At 44.2% G+C, this 20,164-nt stretch carries 19 protein-coding genes; 13 read left to right on the forward strand and 6 right to left on the reverse strand.

What is annotated here, in order from left to right; all coding sequences use genetic code 11:
• Positions 1 to 16: 16 nt before the first annotated feature.
• From C3B73_RS04860 to C3B73_RS04875, 4 genes are all read right to left on the reverse strand, one after another.
• A complete protein-coding gene (locus C3B73_RS04860; RefSeq protein ID WP_103664504.1) occupies positions 17 to 1,360 on the reverse strand; it encodes a M24 family metallopeptidase in 1,344 nt (447 codons plus the stop codon).
• A 147-nt stretch (positions 1,361 to 1,507) separates the two neighbouring features.
• A complete protein-coding gene (locus C3B73_RS04865) occupies positions 1,508 to 3,529 on the reverse strand; it encodes an LVIVD repeat-containing protein (RefSeq protein ID WP_103664505.1) in 2,022 nt (673 codons plus the stop codon).
• A gap of 65 nt (positions 3,530 to 3,594) precedes the next feature.
• A complete protein-coding gene (locus C3B73_RS04870; protein ID WP_232803009.1) occupies positions 3,595 to 4,338 on the reverse strand; it encodes a DUF305 domain-containing protein in 744 nt (247 codons plus the stop codon).
• 145 nt (positions 4,339 to 4,483) lie between these two features.
• Complete coding sequence (locus C3B73_RS04875) at positions 4,484 to 6,274, reverse strand: M61 family metallopeptidase (protein ID WP_103664506.1); 1,791 nt, start codon at positions 6,272 to 6,274, stop codon at positions 4,484 to 4,486.
• A gap of 245 nt (positions 6,275 to 6,519) precedes the next feature.
• Here C3B73_RS04875 and C3B73_RS04880 point away from each other — a divergent pair, with 245 nt between their 5' ends.
• Entirely contained in the window at positions 6,520 to 6,981 is a 462-nt protein-coding gene (locus C3B73_RS04880) for a CBS domain-containing protein (protein WP_103664507.1), read from the forward strand.
• Between the two features lie 231 nt (positions 6,982 to 7,212).
• On the opposite strand, the gene C3B73_RS04885 is transcribed toward C3B73_RS04880, so the two are convergent.
• The gene (locus C3B73_RS04885; protein ID WP_408609849.1) at positions 7,213 to 8,373 is read right to left on the reverse strand and encodes a homogentisate 1,2-dioxygenase; all 1,161 of its coding nucleotides are present in this window, start codon (positions 8,371 to 8,373) and stop codon (positions 7,213 to 7,215) included.
• A gap of 76 nt (positions 8,374 to 8,449) precedes the next feature.
• On the reverse strand, positions 8,450 to 9,586 hold the full coding sequence (gene hppD / locus C3B73_RS04890) for a 4-hydroxyphenylpyruvate dioxygenase (protein WP_232803010.1): 1,137 nt from the start codon (positions 9,584 to 9,586) through the stop codon (positions 8,450 to 8,452).
• A 129-nt stretch (positions 9,587 to 9,715) separates the two neighbouring features.
• Here hppD and paaA point away from each other — a divergent pair, with 129 nt between their 5' ends.
• From paaA to C3B73_RS04950, 12 genes are all read left to right on the forward strand, one after another.
• Entirely contained in the window at positions 9,716 to 10,660 is a 945-nt protein-coding gene (gene paaA, locus C3B73_RS04895; RefSeq protein WP_103664509.1) for a 1,2-phenylacetyl-CoA epoxidase subunit PaaA, read from the forward strand.
• Positions 10,661 to 10,757: 97 nt separating this feature from the next.
• Positions 10,758 to 11,063, forward strand: a complete 306-nt coding sequence (gene paaB / locus C3B73_RS04900; RefSeq protein ID WP_103664510.1) for a 1,2-phenylacetyl-CoA epoxidase subunit PaaB — start codon at positions 10,758 to 10,760, stop codon at positions 11,061 to 11,063.
• 130 nt (positions 11,064 to 11,193) lie between these two features.
• Positions 11,194 to 11,979, forward strand: coding sequence for a 1,2-phenylacetyl-CoA epoxidase subunit PaaC (paaC, locus tag C3B73_RS04905; RefSeq protein ID WP_103664511.1), 786 nt, complete (start codon positions 11,194 to 11,196; stop codon positions 11,977 to 11,979).
• Positions 11,980 to 12,144: 165 nt separating this feature from the next.
• Positions 12,145 to 12,654, forward strand: coding sequence for a 1,2-phenylacetyl-CoA epoxidase subunit PaaD (gene paaD / locus C3B73_RS04910; protein WP_103664512.1), 510 nt, complete (start codon positions 12,145 to 12,147; stop codon positions 12,652 to 12,654).
• A gap of 219 nt (positions 12,655 to 12,873) precedes the next feature.
• Entirely contained in the window at positions 12,874 to 14,571 is a 1,698-nt protein-coding gene (locus tag C3B73_RS04915; protein WP_103664513.1) for a glycosyl hydrolase family 18 protein, read from the forward strand.
• A gap of 108 nt (positions 14,572 to 14,679) precedes the next feature.
• On the forward strand, positions 14,680 to 15,459 hold the full coding sequence (locus tag C3B73_RS04920; protein ID WP_103664514.1) for an enoyl-CoA hydratase-related protein: 780 nt from the start codon (positions 14,680 to 14,682) through the stop codon (positions 15,457 to 15,459).
• 133 nt (positions 15,460 to 15,592) lie between these two features.
• On the forward strand, positions 15,593 to 15,970 hold the full coding sequence (locus tag C3B73_RS04925; RefSeq protein ID WP_232803011.1) for a DUF4260 domain-containing protein: 378 nt from the start codon (positions 15,593 to 15,595) through the stop codon (positions 15,968 to 15,970).
• Positions 15,971 to 16,093: 123 nt separating this feature from the next.
• On the forward strand, positions 16,094 to 17,269 hold the full coding sequence (locus C3B73_RS04930) for a 3-hydroxyacyl-CoA dehydrogenase NAD-binding domain-containing protein (RefSeq protein ID WP_103664515.1): 1,176 nt from the start codon (positions 16,094 to 16,096) through the stop codon (positions 17,267 to 17,269).
• Between the two features lie 61 nt (positions 17,270 to 17,330).
• The gene (locus C3B73_RS04935; RefSeq protein WP_103664516.1) at positions 17,331 to 17,756 is read left to right on the forward strand and encodes a PaaI family thioesterase; all 426 of its coding nucleotides are present in this window, start codon (positions 17,331 to 17,333) and stop codon (positions 17,754 to 17,756) included.
• 25 nt (positions 17,757 to 17,781) lie between these two features.
• Positions 17,782 to 18,990, forward strand: a complete 1,209-nt coding sequence (gene pcaF / locus C3B73_RS04940; protein ID WP_103664517.1) for a 3-oxoadipyl-CoA thiolase — start codon at positions 17,782 to 17,784, stop codon at positions 18,988 to 18,990.
• Between the two features lie 39 nt (positions 18,991 to 19,029).
• Positions 19,030 to 19,494: a four helix bundle protein gene (locus tag C3B73_RS04945; protein ID WP_103664518.1), complete on the forward strand. Its 465-nt coding sequence runs from the start codon at positions 19,030 to 19,032 to the stop codon at positions 19,492 to 19,494.
• A gap of 1 nt (position 19,495) precedes the next feature.
• Entirely contained in the window at positions 19,496 to 20,113 is a 618-nt protein-coding gene (locus tag C3B73_RS04950; protein ID WP_103664519.1) for an acyltransferase, read from the forward strand.
• Positions 20,114 to 20,164: the final 51 nt, after the last annotated feature.

Consider the following 20,164-nt stretch of genomic DNA (forward strand, 5'->3'; position numbering starts at 1 on the left):
ATTTATTGTTTAGACATCATTGTTTAGCCGGCATTCTTGGGATCGTCATAATCTCCTTTTGTCGCCCATCAATGTACCAGACACCGGAGCTATCAAAATATGCGTCTTCTTCCAGCATGATCCTTATCTCTTTACCCCATTCTTCAATGTACGTGGCATTATTTAATTCAATAGAATAGGCTGTATTGAGATGTAGTGGATAATCACCATCTCCGGGAACCCCATCCTGAGCATCCCACATACCTAAAGTAGTTCCGGCAGCGTGACCGTGATAACCGAGTGGATGCGTATAAATACTTGGCTTTAATCCTTCTTCTATGGCTTGTTGCCTTGACATAGCCAACACCTCATTTCCGGTTCTGCCTTCCCTGAAATTACCGGTAAAGATATCCTGTAGCCGGTTTGCACTGTCAAAAGCGTGCTTAAGATACTCAGGTACTTCCGTTTCCCCCGGTTTAAGGATGTAGGCATGTTGCTGAGTATCCGTATTCAGTCTCAGATACTTTATTCCGAAATCAACATGAAGAAGGTCTCCCGGTAAAATAACATTGTCTGCCGGTCGGCTATCAAAGGTTCTTAAATGGTCAAAAGATTCCGGATTAGCTCTTTGAATGGATACACTCGGGTGAAACCAGGTGATCAGTTTTAGATCACGTATCTTCTCTCTGAACCACCAAACCACATCATCCGTAGTTGTAACTCCCGGTTGGATCACTCGATCAGAAAAGCCCTCTGCAATGATCTCATGCGCTATTCTAACGATCTGTGGATAGATCTGCATTTCTCTTGGGGTTCGGGTTTCCAGCCAGCCTACAGCCAGTTTATCAGCTGAGACCAAACGGTTCGCGTACTTAGTGCCAATAGCTTTTTTCATTTCTTCATGATCGGTAACCACCAAACCATCAGCGTGACCCCATATTTCTGAGATATTGATCCCGATACTTTCAGGATCACGTGCTTCTATGATCTCTGCCAGTCTCTTCCATTGGTCGGGCTCTTCCTCAGGCTCCCAGGCTTTCTTAAACATATCTCCCACATCGTATCGTGCAACAGCAAGGGTCTCAATCTCTCCATCCCCTTTATTATGCATCACTAAAATAGTTCGCCTCCTGGCAGCGTGCCATGTTGCCGGCAAAAAGGTTTTGATCACCGGATCCTCATTGTATTCCCTTGAAACGATGACCCACATATCAATTCCGGTTCGTTCCATTAAGTCCGGCAAAATGGTTTCAACACGTTCTTTCAACAGATCATCGATCACTTCTGCCCTTTCTTTCATACTAAGGATCTTAGGGTAGTCCTGGGCAATTACCGGCATTGCGATCAGACTTATAAGTACAAGGAGTAACGTTTTTTTCATGGTGGTCTATTTGAGTTGAATTTCGTTGAATATGAAGAGTAAAATTCAGAGGTGCAATTACTTATCAGGCTTTAACATAAGCCAAAAAAAATCCCGCATGGAAATGAATCCATGCGGGATCTGATCATTTTATATTCTGAGTTCTGCTTACATAGTAGCCAGATCTCTCAGTGTTTGAGCAAGACTTCTCACTTTTTCAGATTGAGAAGATGAACCCGCTTTACCTTCAATATTACTTGCAAGTTCTCTCAACACGCGTGTGTTGCGTGAGTTCTCAGCAGAGTAAATTCCGGTTCTAAGAGAAGCTATATCAGCATCACTTAAGCCGTTATCTCTGTCCAGCTGATCAACATAAGCCTTAGCTAAGGCATAGGTTGTCGGCCACTCGATCTTAGGCTGTCCCTGAGCATTCAGATACTCGAACGACACCGTGTTAGCCGCATCAATTTCATTTTGAGTCAGGTAAGGACTTGGCTCTAAAGTAAAGATATCAAGTCCACGTGCGATCTCTGAGTTCACGATCATTCCGTTATACCAGTACACTGACCAGCTTCCACCCATGGCCATCTGAGTTCCATCAACCGGACCTCTGTCATGGTAAGCGATCTCAACCGGGTTATTCGGGTCGGTCCAGTCAAAGATCGAAATACCACCCTGATACCAGGATTGTACCATGATCTCACGTCCCGGAACCGGGATCAGTGAACCATTGTGAGCTACACAGTTTTCGTAAACTGACTGTGGTGCAGGCAACTTGTAATAGCTTTCAAAATCCATCTTACCATTATTAATGGTGAAAATGGCATTTGCCCCCCATTCCATTGGGTCAGTTTCACGGCATTTAGGTTGGCCACCGCCACCCCATTCATCCGTAAACATGACTTTGGAACCGTCGTTACTGAAAGTAGCAGAGTGCCAGTAGGAAAAGTTCGAATCTGCTACAGCATCAATACGGGTTGGATTTGCAGGATCAGAAATGTCCAGCAGTAGTCCATAACCTTCGCAGGCTCCACCGGCCAATCCTATCTCAGGATACAGTGTGATATCGTGACACTGATTTGGGCCACGGTTATCAGCCTCATCATTGCCACCGCCAAACATTTGAGCAATCATATCAGGGAGTTGCTCTCTAAGAGCGGCACTGTCGGCTGCTGTGGGCGTCCCAGTATCATTTCCATTCTGCTGCATCACGTTACCAATGAGCTGACTTACAAATCTATCGGGAAGTACGCGAGGCTGACCTCCTAATTCCACTACAAAAGCACCGGCTTCACGGGCTTCTTCAATCGCAGCAAGATCGGCAGGAGCCAATCCATGAGTTGGAGCTGCTTCAAGGTCTTCAAAGATCCTTGGTGAATTAACAACCGCTGATTCTTCAGGGTTATCAAGCGGTACTTTAATGACCTCAATTCTAAATAAGGCAGAATTCGGGTCGTCATCCGGCAGTGCATTTACACAACCAGGCAGTTCTTTTTCCGGACGAACCGGTGCAGATCCTGAGATGTAAACATAAACGTTCTCATCATCATTAGGATCTTTCAGAACAGAGTGAGTGTGCGAGCCACGGCACGTTTGCACGTTAGCCACATACTCAGGTTCCTCAACGTTGGTAATATCAAAAATGCGAAGTCCTCTGAGTCGTTCTTCACTCACTCGTTCTTCAACACCTTCGGTTCCACAGTCGATACGACCGCCAAAACCTTCTCCGGAAATAAAGAGCAGATTTCCATACACGGAAACATCACTTTGAGATGCCGGGCACAGATAATCTACAACCAGCTCAGGAGAACGTGGGTTAGATACATCCCATACGATCACACCGTTATAGTTACCCTGAAATACGTAGTTATCCTTGAACGCAAGGTCAGAGTTGGTCACTCCAACAAAGTCGGCCGGAGGACGTTTTTGTGAGATAAGATTCAGGTTCCAGATGGCTTCCTCAGCGTCAAAAAGACCTGCGCCTAATCCTACACGAGGATCAGGAGTTGGAGGGGTGACTTCTGTCATAGCTTTAGGCTGAATAGCCGGCTCAACTGTTTTACTGTCTTCTACCACAGTTGAAGATGAACAAGCATAAAAGCCAAATATCATGCTGACTAAAAAGATCAGCAGCACATTAGATTTCCTCATCACAATGGATGAGTTCAAGTTTGTAGTGGGTTTCTTCATACTTTGATTTTGTGTGTTGTTGTTATTGTTGAATAGGATTGAATTGAATTGATCTGTAATACCTTTTAATTGGATGCAGTCATGTTATCAAGCATGAGTTGCATTCTGGCGATCTCGGTTCTTTGATCCACCTGTATATCACTAGCTACCCTGAATGCGGCTTCATCTCGGGTGGCGCCATCGGTGTTAAACAGTTCCGTAACCATATGGACTGCCCCTTTGTGATGTTCGATCATATATTTCAGGAATAACCGGTCAAATTCTTTGCCTTTCGCTTCACTCAGTTCCTGTAGCTGTTCGGGCGAAAGCATACCAACCATATTGGTGTGATCCATATGCATGTGATGATCTCCCAAACCGTAGATCATCATTTTAAGTCCGTCAATATGCACTTCAGGAACCGGCTGTTCACGATCCCTAAGCCAGGTTTGCATCAGTTTGATCTCATCTTTCTGTGCATTGATGATCCTTGCAGCCAGGGTTTGAATCTGTGAGCTTGCTCCGTTTTCGGGGGCTAAACCGGACATGATCAATGCCTGTGAGTGGTGAGCGATCATTCCTGTCATGAATTTGACATCATCCTCTGTAAAGTTCATGCGTGCACTATCTTGACGCGCCCAAAATAACTCTTCCATTTCGGCTTCACTTAATCCGGCCGTTTCTGTTGATGCCGTCTGAGTGGTTTGTGATTGGTTTGTGTTTGCACTCTCAGTACTCTTGCAGGCCACACTTCCGAATACTAAAAAAGAGAAAACCGTGATCTTTGTGATCAGAGAAAACGAATGATTGATCATTTTACTTTTGTCCATAACTTTAATTCTTGCGCAAATTTTTTCTGATAAATATCATAAGGTCATTCCTGATGAAATACCATGTTTAAAGTCGGTTGTGATGCTCACAAATTTTGCATTCACAGTTCGACTACGAGACAGATTGAGTTTTGTTTTAAATAGTTCAGTTTAGCCACGCATTTCTATGATTCTCTTGTGAGGAATCAGCGGCTTCCATGAGCTCAGTTTTATAAGCAGTATCCTCTGCAAGGGTAGCCTGAGCCGTTCGCTCCTCTCCCCATCGTTCATAAGTGATCGACACCACATCTCCCGGGTTGTGATCACTTAGTATCTGATCCACAGTATTCACGCTGTTCAGAGAAACGCCTGCAATGGCAGTTATTTCATCCGTCGCCTCAATTCCTGCTTCGTAAATTGGAGATCCTTTAATGGCATTTGATCGCAGGGTTCCTACACCATTTTCTATACGGATATTAGTTCCAAGACTAGCCTGGCCGGGATTGGCTTTACCAAACTCAACTCCCACTGTAGCCAACAGGGATTCATAATCAGGCATCTGACTATCAAAGATGTATTTACCGAAGAAATCTTTTGCGAACGCCTCTCCGGCATATTCCCCTAAGGCAGCTTCAATATCACGGTTTGAGTAAGGGACCTCAGGCTGCCCAAATTTTTTCCACATCAACTTCATGAAATCATCCAGATTTTTATCGCCTTCAAGATCTCTAAGCGACAGATCGAGCGCCAGGCCAAGCACACTTCCGTAAGTGTAGTACGAAATAAATGTGTTTTCCCGGTTCACAGGATCCACTGAACGGGCAGCATCCACGAATGGAGCCTGATAACTCATCTCCACCGGTGAGAAGTATCCTCTTCCGGGGTGATTGAATACATAATTGATTCCACCCGCTAATCCTTCAACATACTCTCGGTGCGTTCTGATACCGGCTCTTGTCAGGATCAGGTTGGTGTAGTAACTGGTGAACCCTTCTGCAAACCATAATTCACCACTCATGTTGGCTTCCTCAAAATTAAACGGCTCCAGACTTGCCGGCCTGATGCGTTCTACATTCCAGGTGTGTACAAATTCGTGAGAAACCGTTCCAATGCTTGTTTCACCAAGCGGCCGGTTCAGCGGTTTTGAATTAGTGACAATGGTTGAGTTGCGGTGCTCCATTCCGTCACCGCTGGCATTGGGCATAAAACAATTCAGAAAAACATACTCACCATAATCCAGTGCAGGCAACTCCCCAAATACCTCAACCTGCTCATTAACAATGGCCATGACTTTTTCAAAATACGCATCCACCTCCCTATCTGTGGATCGGGTATGAAGAGCCATTTTTATGGTTTGATCCCCCACCTGCTCCGATCTCTCATAAAAGTCAGCGATCTCTACCGGACTATCTAAAAAATAATACAGATTTGGGGCATAAAAGGTGGTGCCGGATACGGGTTTTAACTGTGTAGCTACTTTCCAGTTCAGGTCATCCCCTACATCAAAATTGATCTCAATGGGGCGGTGTTCATAATCCCTGGCCCAGGCAAAAGTAGCCGGCATATTTAAATGAGCATGAGTTTCATCAATCTGAGAGTAGGTCCCGTCTCCACGGTTTGCAAACAGGGTGTACTCAAAGACCACAGTTCCATCATGACCACTCACATTCCATTGGTGGGGATCCGGTCTGGTCACTTCTAACTCATTCCCCTCACTGTCAGTTGCCCTGACACCATACACATTCTTTGCAAACTCATGTAAGGCATAACGGCCGGGAGATGTCCGGCTCATTCTCACTTCAAGTACTTTGTTCTCCAAATTTGAAAACTCAATTTTAACCTCCGCTTCATGATGAACGGCATTTTCAAAAGAGATATCGTATTGAGTGACGGTTTGTGCCTGAACAGCAAAACTGAATAAAAGAATTATAGAAAGGGCTGATAGTATTTTTCTCATGACAAGATTTATAGATTTCTGAATCTGAAATAGGTGTTGAATATGAACAGAGTTTCAATGAGACGCAAAGACCGGGCACGTTAAAACATTTCAAATCTGTATCAAAACCTGATGAAACTTTCTGCTCAACTCTTTTGCACGATTTCAGAGTAACGAATTAAAAAATGCTTCAAAGATTATTGCAATAGATGTATAAAAATTGCTTTTTACGTACTGAAACAAAGTAACAAACAGGGGACTCACACATGGTTAAAAGTTATCAGGCTCCAAAGCAAAAAAAACCTAAATTCAAAGGACAGGCTATACAGGTCAAGAATTTTATGACCAAAAAGCTAATTACCTTTTCTCCCGATGATTCCATGGGTTATGTACTTCACTCTTTAGTTAAGCACGGATTTTCAGGTGGACCGGTTGTCAATGATGAAGGGGAATTAGTCGGAATTGTGTCAGAAGGTGATTGTGTAAAACAAGTTGTGAGAGGGAAGTATACCAACACTCCTGAATTGAATGGAACCGTAAGTGAATACATGACCCCCGATCCCATTACGGTTGGCCCAAATGACAACATTATTGAAGTAGCCCAGAAGTTTTTGAAACTCCGGCTTCGTCGCTTTCCGGTAGTGGAAAATGGAAAGTTGGTTGGACAGATCAGTCAATATGACGTTATGGTAGCCGTGGATTCACTCAGGAATGAGACCTGGAGTTAGTGCATCTACATTACCCTTCCATTTACCATTAACCTCGATCATGCTCAATTAAATGGTGACGACTCAGAGCGATCATCACCAGGATCATGGGCTCAATCATGAAGTAATAAGCTTTAGGTATAAACTGTATGGAACCCAGATGACACGGATAAAAGGATGCTCACGGATAAGTGAGTGTATTATTCTTAACTATAGATCAGTGACAATTCGCTTTATCCGTGTTCCATTCCGTTACTTATCCTCAACCCAAGAGTATGGGTAACTCGGGTCGTCTAATCGCATGGCTTCTTCAGTCACGTACATCGGATGAAAGGTATCGATCATTACGGCATATTCGTCTGTTTCTTCAGCGCCAATGCTGGCTTCTGCCTTACCGGGTTGAGGTCCGTGAGGAATGCCGCCGGGATGAAGCGTAATATCTGCATAGCCAATTCCTTTTCGGCTCATAAAATCCCCTTCCACATAGTAGATCATCTCGTCGGAATCCACATTTGAGTGATTGTATGGTGCCGGTATGGATTCAGGGTGATAATCGAACTTACGGGGACAGAAACTGCATACCACATAATTGTGCCCTCTAAAGGTTTGGTGAACCGGTGGTGGCTGATGAATACGACCGGTGATCGGCTCAAAATCCCGAATGTTGAAGATCCACGGATATAAATACCCATCCCAGCCAACCACATCACATGGATGATAATCTACTGTGTAGTGGTGGAACCGGCCGCCTTTTTTGATTCGGATCTCAAACTCTCCCTCTTCAGGGAAAAACAGCTGTTCGGAAGGCAATCTAAAATCACGCTCACAAAACGGGGAATTTTCCATGAACTGCCCCATTTCAGACAGGTAGCGTTTTGGAAAATCGATCGGTCCGGTTGAGTCGGCAAAGAGATACCGCGCCTCTTCCGTCTCAAAATTGACCTGATAAGTAGTACCACGGGGCAGATAGATGTAATCACCCCAGCCAAAATCAAGGCGACCAAACACCGATTGAATATGCCCTTCGCCCTCATGAATGAATAGTAGCTCATCATGCTCACCATTTCGGTAGAAGTAATCCATATTATCGGTTGGGCGTGCCACACCGATCTGAATGTCGTTGTTGAACATCAGCACCTTTCGCCCGGTGATGGGGTCTCCACCGGCAGGAATATCTTTGGTTTTCAACAAACGATGCCGCAGGGTCTTCTCATCTGCCTTTTTAACCTCGATCTTTGCTCCTTCCTCGATCTTGATCACACGGGTGGGCATGTTATGGTGGTACAGCAGTGAGCTGTTACCATGGAAACCCTCCGCTCCAAAAAGCTCCTCTGTGTAAAGTTCTCCGTCTTCTCTGCGAAATACTGTATGTCGTTTGTGAGGGATCTTCCCTAATGCGTGGTAATACATAATCCTTGACTAAAGATTTAAAATTGAAGGTTAAAGATCGATCCTTACCGACCTTCAACCTTAATCCTGAATAAATTACTTAGAGGTTTCCTCTGAGCTCCTGCTCACGCTCAATGGCTTCAAACAGGGCTTTGAAATTTCCTTTTCCGAATCCGCGCGCACCTTTTCGCTGGATGATCTCATAGAATAAGGTCGGGCGATCCACCACCGGCTTGGTGAAGATCTGTAGTAAATACCCTTCATCATCCCTGTCCACCAGAATACCTAAATCTGCCAGCTTGTCGATCGGTTCATCGATCTTGCCCACGCGGTCTTCCAGTTCCTCATAATAGGTGGTCGGAACCGAAAGGAATTCCACCCCGCGTTCGCGCAATTTGGTAACTGTATCGATGATATCTCCGGTGAGCATCGCTACGTGCTGCACGCCCGGACCCTCAAAGAAATCAAGATACTCCTCGATCTGGGACTTTTTCTTTCCATCAGCAGGCTCATTGATCGGGAACTTGATCATCCCACGTCCGCCGGCCATTACGCGGCTCATCAATGCGGAGTATTCTGTAGAAATATCTTTGTCGTCAAAGCTGATGTATTGGGTAAAACCAAGTACATCGCGGTAGAAATCAACCCATCGCTCCATTTGTCCCAGTTCCACATTACCCACACAATGATCTACAAATTGAATTCCAACATCCTCTGTCTTGATCAAACTTTCTTTGGGTTGAAATCCCGGCATGAACAAGCCATCATAATTAGATCGATCTATGAAGGAATGGATCACATCGCCATAGGTTTTGATGGCCGCTTTTCGGATCGTACCGTGATCATCTTTCAGGTCGTGCGGTTCAAGGACCGGTTCAGCCCCTCGTTTAACGGACTCATTAAAGGCACGGTCCACATCTTCCACGTGCATAGCGATATCTTTAATTCCATCTCCATGTTTGTGGATGAATTTTGCGATCGGGGATTCACTGTTCAAAGGAGAAGAAAGTACAAATCTGATGTTTCCCTGTTCCAGATAATAGGACGCGCGGTCTCGAATGCCGGTTTCCAGTCCGGAATATCCCTTTAGTTCAAAACCAAATGCCGTGATGTAGAAGTGTGCTGCCTGCTTGGCATTATTAACATAGTGCTCTACATAATCCACATCCTGCAGGCCAAGATGGTCATCAAATTTCTCTTCAATGGGTCTTTCCAGGGTGTCTTGCTTTTCAGCCATCATATTAAGTTCTCTTTGGTTATTAATTTGCTTAAGGATGCCTTTCCGAATTTTAACGATTTTAAACTATCTTTCGAATGATTGTAAGGCTCGTATTGTTTAATTTACAAAATAAAAAAGCGCTTCCACATGGAGAATCAAGAAAAGTTAGACGAATTTCAAGCTCGCATCGATGCGGGAGAAAAAATTGAGCCTAAAGACTGGATGCCGGAACGGTATCGACAGCAATTAATTAGGATGATGAGTCAGCATGCTCACTCCGAAATTGTGGGAATGCTTCCCGAGGGAAACTGGATCGAACGAGCCCCTTCCCTAAAACGGAAATTAGTACTCCTCGCCAAGGTGCAGGATGAAGCCGGACACGGCCTTTACCTATACAGTGCCACCGAAACTCTCGGAATTGACCGGGATGAACTCGTGGATCAGTATCTGTATGGTAGTGCTAAATACTCCAGTATTTTCAATTATCCTACCATGACCTATGCGGATATTTGTGCGATCGGGTGGTTAGTAGATGGAGCGGCTATTGTAAATCAAACTATGCTGGCACGTTCTTCATACGGACCATACTCACGTGCAAATGTGCGGATCTGTAAAGAAGAGAGCTTCCATAAAAAACAGGGCTATGAGATGATCGCCAAAATGGCCTCAGGCACTCCGGAACAGCAAAAAATGGCACAGGATGCCGTAAACCGCTGGTGGTGGCCAAGTTTAATGATGTTTGGCCCTCACGATACTGATTCTCCAAACAGTGCAGAACTCATCAAATGGCAGGTTAAACTGAAAACGAATGACGAGTTGCGTCAGCATTACGTAGATCGCATGGTCATGGAAGCAGAAGCTATCGGACTTGAGATCCCGGATCCGGATCTGGAATACAATGAAGAGACCGGTCATTGGGACTTCGGGGATATTCCATGGGATGAATTCTGGGATGTTGTAAATGGAAATGGCATCATGAACCGCGAGCGAATGAAAGCGCGAAGAGCCGCCCACGAAAATGGTGAGTGGGTTCGCGAAGCGGCGAATGCGTATGCCCGGAAGAAGAAATTACAGCAGGAAAAAGCATCTTAAGTTAGTAATCAGAACTCAGGAGCCAGAACTCAGAACATTCTAACAACTGAATTATGAGTTCTGACTCCTCCTCTATAATCTGAAATCAAGAATTTTAATGTCAGACCGTAATTCTAACAACGATAATTGGACTCTTTGGGAGGTTTTCACTCAACCTAAATCAGGTAAGCCACACGAACATGCCGGAAGCGTTCATGCTGCCGACAAAGAAATGGCACTTCAAAATGCTCGGGATACCTATGCACGCCGTAACGAGGGCGTGAGTATTTGGGTGGTAGAATCAAAGCATATTACGGCCTCTACGCCAGAAGATATGGGGCCATTTTTTGATCCTGCCAATGACAAGCCTTACCGGCATCCTCAATTTTACAGTGTACCAAGAGCGGTTAAAAAGAGGTCTTAGATTGGAGCAACCTTACAGCGTTTGATAGACTCTGCGAGCGTTGCGGGTAAAAGAATAAAAGCCTTAAACCAAACGCTTCAAGGACTTCCAAACGCTTGAAGGTTTTACTTAAGAAATTGATCAAATACTCATGACTACTGAAACGAAAGAATTGACAAAACAAGAAGCATTCCTGACCTACCTTCTTCGGTTGGCTGACGATAGACTCATCCTTGGTCAGCGTATGAGCGAGTGGTGCGGACACGGACCTCAACTTGAGGAGGATCTTGCGATGGCTAATATGGCTTTGGATCTGATCGGTCATGCCACAGCATTTTATGAGTATGCTGCTGAGATCGAGGGGAAAGGCTATGATGAAGATCATTTTGCATATTTCCGGGATGATAGGGATTTCACCAATCTTCAACTTTGCGAGTTACCAAAGGGAGATTTTGGATTTACCATTGCCCGACAATTTTTATTCAGCGCGTTCAGTTATTTTCAATACGAGCGGCTGAAAGATGCCAAAGATGAGCAGTTCGCCGGAATGATCAACAAGCATCTGAAAGAGATCAAATACCACCTGAGGCATGCACGTGAGTGGGTGATTCGTTTAGGGGATGGAACTGAGGAAAGTCATAGCAGAATTCAGGAATCATTTGATGAACTTTGGATGTACACCGGCGAATTATTCTATATGGATGAGGTCGATGAACTTATGATCAAAGAAGGATTAGGTGTTGATTCCTCACAGTTTAAAAACGAGTGGAAGAAATTGGTGGAAGACACCTTAACTGAAGCCACCCTAACTGTTCCTGACTGGGATCAGTTCATGATGAGTGGAAGTCGCAAGGGTATTCATACCGAGCATCTGGGGCATATGCTGGCACAAATGCAGTTTTTAAGACGTTCCTATCCGGATGCAGAATGGAAGTAGAATACAATAGGAATCTTTTGACTCAAGGCACATGTAAATTTATACCTCGAAATGTTCCTTACCATTATTTCTACCAACAGTTTTGAATCGTAGAAGTTCTGCCCCACTTTGGTGAGGGACACAGCTTGTAATCTAAATCAATTTACCGTGCAGTAAATAAAAATCATGTCAACCATTCAATTACATACCGAAGAGCAGATCTGGGATTTTCTCAAGGAAGTGACCGATCCCGAGATCCCTGTGTTGAATATTGTAGAGATGGGTATTGCACGTAAGGTTGAAGTGAATGAAGAAGGCCATGTATTAGTCAAGATAACTCCAACGTATTCGGGGTGCCCGGCTATGAACGCCATTGAAAAACTGGTCAACGAAAAACTTGAAGAACGTGCCGTTCAGAATTTTAAGGTGAAGCTCGATTTTGCAGAGACCTGGACCACCGATTGGATGACCGAAGAAGCCAAGGTCAAACTCAAGGATTACGGCATTGCTCCTCCCGAAAAAACAAGCGAAGACGACGACTTTTTAAAAACTCTGTCAAGTACCAAAGTAGTTCCCTGCCCCTTTTGTGATTCATTTGAGACTGAATTGGTCAGTCAGTTCGGGTCAACAGCCTGCAAATCCCAATACTTTTGCAATGACTGTGAGCAGCCCTTCGAGCATTTTAAGTGTATTTGATATCACTTAAGAGTAATTATTTCATATCTGTTTTATCAAATAAGCCGATGTTTTAACTAAAACATCAAAGCCCTCCTACCGGCCTAAACATTAGAAAAGGAAACAAAATCCGACTCTAATGGTATCAAAAGTGTGATCGAAAGATTAGAATTTTTGAAGCACCCCTAACATTCCCCTTGCTTTTACCTCTTGTAATAAAGCACTCAATGAATATGATCTATGAAAACACTTGTTTATCTATTATTTAGCCTGTTTTTCACACTAAGTTTATTGCCTTCCTCAGCATCAGCCCAATCAAATCAGGAAATCTGGGTTTCTGCCTACATTGCAAGCTGGAACTATAATGTTGGCGGTCACGGTAACTGGGGAAATACTCGTCGAAGTGATCTTGACTGGAACTCTTTTACACATGCCATCTTTTTTGCCCAAACTATATCAGGCTCTACTTGTCAGCCTAATGTACCGGCTGCCTGGGAGAACGTTTCTCCTGACAGGCTAAATGCATTTACGGAAGATGCCAACCAATATGGAGTGCCTGCCATCATGTCTTTTGGAGGAGCTGGAAACGGTGCCTTCATGGATTGTATTGAGGATCAACCTGAAGTCATTGCCGATGGCATTGCTGACTTTGTTGAAGAATGGGGTTTTGACGGAGCCGATATTGATGCGGAACCGGTCAGAGACCACCCTAATTATGATGTATTTATCACTCATTTAAGAGAACGATTACCTGATGCCATTTTAACTGCAGCCATAAATGCTGCCCCCTCCCTGTTTGCACGAGTTCATGATAAATTCGACCAGATCAACATGATGACCTATGACCTGTCAGGTGCCTGGCAGGGATGGTATAGCTGGCACAATGCTGCCATCTTTAATCCTTCAGGTGGAACCGAACGTATCACTATACCCGGTTCAAGTACAGAGTATCCTAATATAGAGCAGTGGGTGAACCGATATCATGAAGCCGGTGTACCACTCGACAAGCTTGGGTTTGGGATCGATCTGTACGGATATGTATGGACCGGTGTGAATGCACCCGAACAGAATGCTTCAGGGGCAGAACGTAGGTATGGAGAAACAAGTTACGACAATCTTGTAGATGAATTTCCCGGTATAGCAACTGATCCAGAATGGGATGAGAATGCTCAGGCTTCCTGGTATGGAACCGATAATCAATTCGTTAGTTTTGATAATGAACAAACCATCCGTGCAAAATTTGACTACGCTCGTGATAAGGGTGTCGGAGGGATGATCATTTGGGAATATACCGGATCACCTGAAGTTTTAATGCCAATAGTGAGGCAAGAAACGTTTGGTGACCTACCCCCTGTTCCTGTTTCACCGGACCTGCTCACCCCAAGTAATGATGCCACAGATGTTCCAACCTCCCTCAGCCTTGAATGGGCCGAACCCGATCATGCCAACACTTTTGAAGTTCAGGTTTCCTTGAATTCAGACTTCAGTAACCTGGTACTTGATGAGACCGGACTTGAAACAACTAAAGTTGACCTGTCTGGTCTTGAACCCGGCACGTCACATCATTGGAGAGTGCGTAGCCGAAACGTGGCCGGTGTAAGTAACTGGTCAGAAACGTACTCATTTCAAACTGCAGGGGTTGGAACTTCAATTGATGATGAAAATGGCTTACCAAACTCTTACGCACTCGAACAAAATTATCCTAATCCCTTCAACCCAACTACAAATATCACGTTCAGTTTACCTGAATCAGGCTCTGTGACCCTCAAAATTTATAACATGTTGGGTTCAGAGGTGGCAACTCTTGTGGACTCAGAGTTACCCGCAGGTTCATTCGATGTAACCTGGGATGCCACAAACTTTTCAAGTGGTATGTATATTTACAAACTGACCGCAGATAACTTCACTCAGACAAAAAAACTCACTCTGATCAAATAACACCAAGTTCAATCAAGGCTTAATTGAATTTTACTACACAATGATTTGAGTCTTTGGTATTATCCCGAAACACTTCAATACCTTAGGTACAACCAAAGACTTAGATTCATGATCAAAACAAATCTCTCGAGCGGAGTTTTCACCATTACCCTGAACCGGCCGGATAAACTCAACAGTTTTAACTTTGAGATGGCCAGCCAAATGAAGCAGGCTCTCATGGATGCCGAATCTGACGATGAGATAAGATGTGTTTTGATTACCGGGGAAGGGAGAGCATTTTGTGCCGGACAGGATCTCGCTGAAGCCACTGAAGTTTCAAATGATCCAGAACGTGACCTAAGTGAAATTGTTCATCATACCTACATTCCCATCATCAAGGGCATTCGTGAATTAGAAAAACCGGTGGTTTGTGCGGTTAATGGAACAGCGGCAGGAGCCGGAGCTAACATAGCTTTGGCTTGTGATATTGTGATCGCCAGTGAAGAAGCCAGGTTCATACAATCCTTTTCACAGATTGGCCTCATTCCTGACAGTGGCGGAACCTACATTTTACCAAGGCTGATCGGTTTAGCCCGGGCAACCGCTCTTACTTTTTTAGGTGAAAAAGTTACGGCTCAAGAGGCTGTTGAAATGGGTATGATCTGGAAATCGTATCCTGCTGACTCATTTATGAATGAAGCCCAAGCTATTGCCGCCAAACTTGCCAAAATGCCTACCCGAGGATTTGGGCTTACCAAGAGAGGTTTCAACGCCGGATTCTCCAACAATCTGGAGCAGCAAATGAAACTCGAAGCTGAACTACAGGCCGAAGCCGGAAAAACGTACGATTATAATGAAGGCGTACAGGCTTTTCTGGAAAAGCGAAAACCGGAGTTCAGGGGAAAATAGGATCAGGGGATTTCAGGGATTTCGGTAAAGCGGATACCCTCATTTACAAAACCCTGTCACCTGCATAATTTCGGGTTCAACTTTTCAGCTCTCTTTTCGTATTCGTGATTTCATTGAACAAACATGAACCATTATGAATATTGAGCTTAATAAAAACCTCAGGTTTCTCCTCAATCTTGAAGAACTTGCCCTTTTCATCAGTTCTGTAATTCTTTTTGGAATAATTACAGACGTTAGCTGGTGGGTATTTGCATTGCTTTTTTTCCTGCCGGATTTATCTTTCGCTGCTTACCTCATTAACATACAATTCGGCTCATGGATCTATAATACGTTACACCACAAAGGATTGATGACCGGACTTACCTTAGCCGGATATTTTACAGAAATAGAATGGCTATTGGTTGTAGGGATCGTCTTTTTCGGCCATGCATCTTTTGATCGCGTGTTTGGCTACGGTCTCAAATTTCCCGACCATTTTAAGCACACGCACCTTGGCATGATTGGAAAATAGGGAATACACCTAATTAACTTTGAGACAATTTCCTCCATTATTTGGTACATATTTTAAACTGTATTCCGTCTCAGATTCCTTATCTTGGAAGCGATTTTTCAGACGTTAATCAAACATTTTTCTATGATACCAACAGATACGAAGGTCGGTGTAATTGGAGCCGGCACCATGGGAACCGGAATAGCACAAGTTGCAGCAACACAAGGTCACCACGTTTACCTTTATGATGCCTATCCACAACAACTCGAAAAATCCAGGGCCGGGCTTGAAAGCATACTTGCCCGACAAGTAGAAAAAGAGCGTATGAGTCAGGATGAAGTGGACGGCATTCTGGACCGCATTGAATTCGTTGATAACATCACCAATTTTGGGGAATGCGGATTCGTGATCGAAGCAATTGTTGAAGACATTGACATCAAAAAAGACACTTTTGCCCGATTGGAGGGCATCGTTTCTAAGGATTGTGTTCTTGCATCCAATACCTCCTCCCTTTCAATTGCAGCCATTTCATCTGCTCTTAAGAGACCTGAAAGATTTTTGGGAGTTCACTTCTTCAATCCTGCACCCTTAATGAAACTGGTGGAGGTCATTCCGGGGATAGGAACGGAAGATGATGTTTTCAAGCACACTAAAGAATTTATCAAAGGCTGGGATAAGATCACGGTTTCAGGTAAAGACACTCCGGGTTTTATCGTGAACCGCGTGGCCCGGCCTTTTTATGGAGAAGCTCTTCGAATTTACGAAGAAGGTATTGCTGATGCCGCCACCATCGACTGGGCCATGAAGGAGATCGGCGGGTTTCGGATGGGACCTTTTGAACTTATGGACCTGATCGGCCATGATGTAAATTATGAAGTTACAAGCACCGTATTTGAGGCTTTTTATTACGATCCCCGGTTCAGACCTTCATTTGCCCAAAAACGAATGGTGGAAGCCGGATGGCTGGGAAGAAAATCCGGCCGTGGATTCTATAATTACAAAGATGAGTCAAAAAATCCTGCCCCAAATAAGGACAAGAAACTTGGACAAGAAATATTTGACCGCATCCTCACAATGCTTATAAACGAAGCCTGTGATGCTGTTTTCATGAGCATTGCCTCCATAGAAGACGTTGACCTTGCCATGCAAAATGGAGTGAACTACCCGAAAGGATTACTTAAGTGGGGTGATGAAATTGGGTTGAAGAATGTACTTGATAGAATGACAGCCCTTCAGGTCGAATACCGGGAGGATCGCTACCGGCCAAATCCATTGTTAAAGAAGATGGTAGCCGAAGGAAAGAGTTTTTATGAGGAATAGTTGTCAGAACTCAGAATCCAGAACTCAGGATCTAATATTCTGAATTCTTAAATACATTGCTATGAGTAAAGAATCACATCACGTTATACAAAACATGCTTTCCAACGATCCCTTCTCGCTATGGATGGGAATAGAAGTCTTGGAAGCTGAACTCGGTTATTGTAAACTCTCAATGAATATTCGAGAAGAAATGACCAATGGGTTTGGGGTGTGCCATGGTGGGATCACCTTTTCTCTGGCTGATAGTGCCCTGGCTTTTGCCTCTAACTCTCGAGGCTCTGTGTCTCTCGCTCTTGAAAACAACATCAACTTTACCAAAAAAGTGAATGTAGGTGACAGACTGACCGCTGTTTCTGAAGAACTTCAAAATGGACGAACCATAGGAGTCTATAAAATTCACATTACAAACCAGGACGAAGAGCTGGTAGCAGAGTTCAGAGGCACCGTATACAGAACCGGCCAAAGTCACGAAGTAGAAAATTCATAATTCAAATTATACAATTCAAATTTCCATGTCCGAAGCTTATATCATTGACGGAATCAGAACTCCAATTGGCAAACTGAAAGGCTCTCTCTCCTCCATCCGTGCCGATGACCTGGCAGCCATTCCCATTAAAGAACTTATTAATCGAAATCCCGAGATCGATCCGGAAGCGATCGAGGATGTTATCCTTGGGTGTGCAAACCAAGCCGGCGAAGACAACCGTAATGTAGCTCGAATGGCTTCATTACTTGCAGGAATTCCCACTTCGGTCCCCGGTGAAACGGTGAACCGATTGTGTGCATCCGGAATGAGTGCTACGGTGAAAGCCTATCACGCCATTAAAGCCGGAGAAGGTGACCTGTTCATTACCGGCGGAGTCGAGCATATGACCCGTGGACCTATCGTGTTAGGAAAGGGATCATCACCCTATTCAGGAACTACGGAAATGCACGATTCCACTTTTGGATGGCGATTCATCAATCCAAAAATGGAAGAAATGTATGGAACTGATGGCATGGGAATGACGGCCGAGAATGTGGTGGAGATGCATGATATCGATCGCGAAGACCAGGATAAATTTGCGGCTTGGAGTCAACAAAAGGCAGGTGCTGCGAGAGATTCCGGTAGGCTGGCCAAAGAAATAGTTCCTGTAGAAATTCCACGCAGGAAGCAGGACCCATATTTATTTGAACACGATGAGTTTATGCGCCCTGATACTACTGCTGAAATTTTAGCCAAACTTCGCCCGGCCTTCAAAAAAGATGGAACTGTAACAGCAGGAAATGCTTCCGGACTGAATGATGGTGCCGGAGCCTTGTTGGTCGCCTCAGATCAAGCCGTTAAAGATTTTGGACTGAAGCCGAAGGCCCTAATTGTGGCTCACGCCGTTTCAGGAATTGAGCCGAGAATAATGGGACTGGGTCCGGTAGAAGCAGCTCAAAAAGTGTTGAAACGAGCCGGAATGAAGCTGGATGACATGGACGTTATCGAGCTCAATGAAGCCTTCGCCGGACAATCACTCGGTGTAACCCGACTGTTGGAAATGGAAGATAACGATCCCCGGCTCAACCCTAATGGCGGAGCTATTGCACTTGGACATCCTTTGGGCATGACAGGACAGCGATTACTGCAAACAGCAACCGTCGAACTTCATGAAAAAGAATCGCACAAATATGCGCTTTGTATGTTGTGTGTTGGGGTGGGTCAAGGTATGGCTGTTATTTTGGAGAAAGTATAATGGTTATTTGTTAATGGGAAATGGTTAGTTGGAGTCAATATGGGTGATGAAAAATCAAATATTCGGACTTTTGAAGATTTACGGGTTTGGCAACTTGCCCGTAAGATTCAAAATGAGATTTTTGAGCTTGTAAAAAAATTTCCTACTGAAGAAAAATATCGGTTAACTGATCAAATGATACGATCATCGCGGTCCATTTCTGATAACATCGCTGAAGGATATGGACGATTTCACTATCAGGAAATTATTCAATATTGCAGACAAGGAAGAGGTTCGGCCTACGAGCTAAAAAATCAGATCATCACAACTTTTGATTTTAAATACATTGATGAATCCGAGTATAAGTATCATAAAAATCAACTCATTGATTGTATCCAGCTTCTCAACGGATATATCCGATATCTAAAAAATGCAAAGAACAATGCCGTCAATGAAGATGAGATCCCATATATCTATGATGATCTTGATGAGGAACAAAATAACCATTACACCATTTCCCAATAACATGATCTACGAATTCAACGGATACAAACCCGTCATTCACGAGACGGCCTTTGTACATCCCAAAGCGGCAGTAACTGGAAATGTGATCATCGGTAAGGATGTATATATCGGTCCCGGTGCCGCTATTCGTGGAGACTGGGGCAAGATCGTGATCAAGGACGGATGTAATGTGCAGGAAAATTGCACGATCCATATGTTTCCGGGAGTTACTGTGACTTTGGAGGAATCGGCTCATGTTGGACATGGAGCTATTATTCACGGAGCACATCTTGGTGAAAATTGCCTTGTCGGGATGAATGCCGTCGTAATGGATAATGTGAAAGTTGGCAAAGAATCCATTATTGGAGCTTTGGCTTTTGTCCCGGAAGGAATGGAAATTCCGGAGCGAAAAGTAGTGGTTGGAAATCCCGCTAAGATCGTGAAGGATGTGACCGATGAAATGGCTAAGTGGAAAACCAAGGGAACTCAGTTGTACCAACAACTTCCTGACCAACTTCACAAAACACTAAAAGAGTGTGAACCATTAAGAGAAATTCCTAAAAACCGGGAAGATCAGAAAATGGGGTACGAGACGTGGGCGAACAAGAAATCAGAATTCAGAACACAGGAGTCAGAATAGCTGAACACTGAGTTCTGAATTCTGTTTCCTGTGTTCCTTCATTTTAATAGA

Source organism: Gracilimonas amylolytica (assembly GCF_002911695.1).
GTDB classification, from domain to species: Bacteria; Bacteroidota; Rhodothermia; order Balneolales; family Balneolaceae; genus Gracilimonas; species Gracilimonas amylolytica.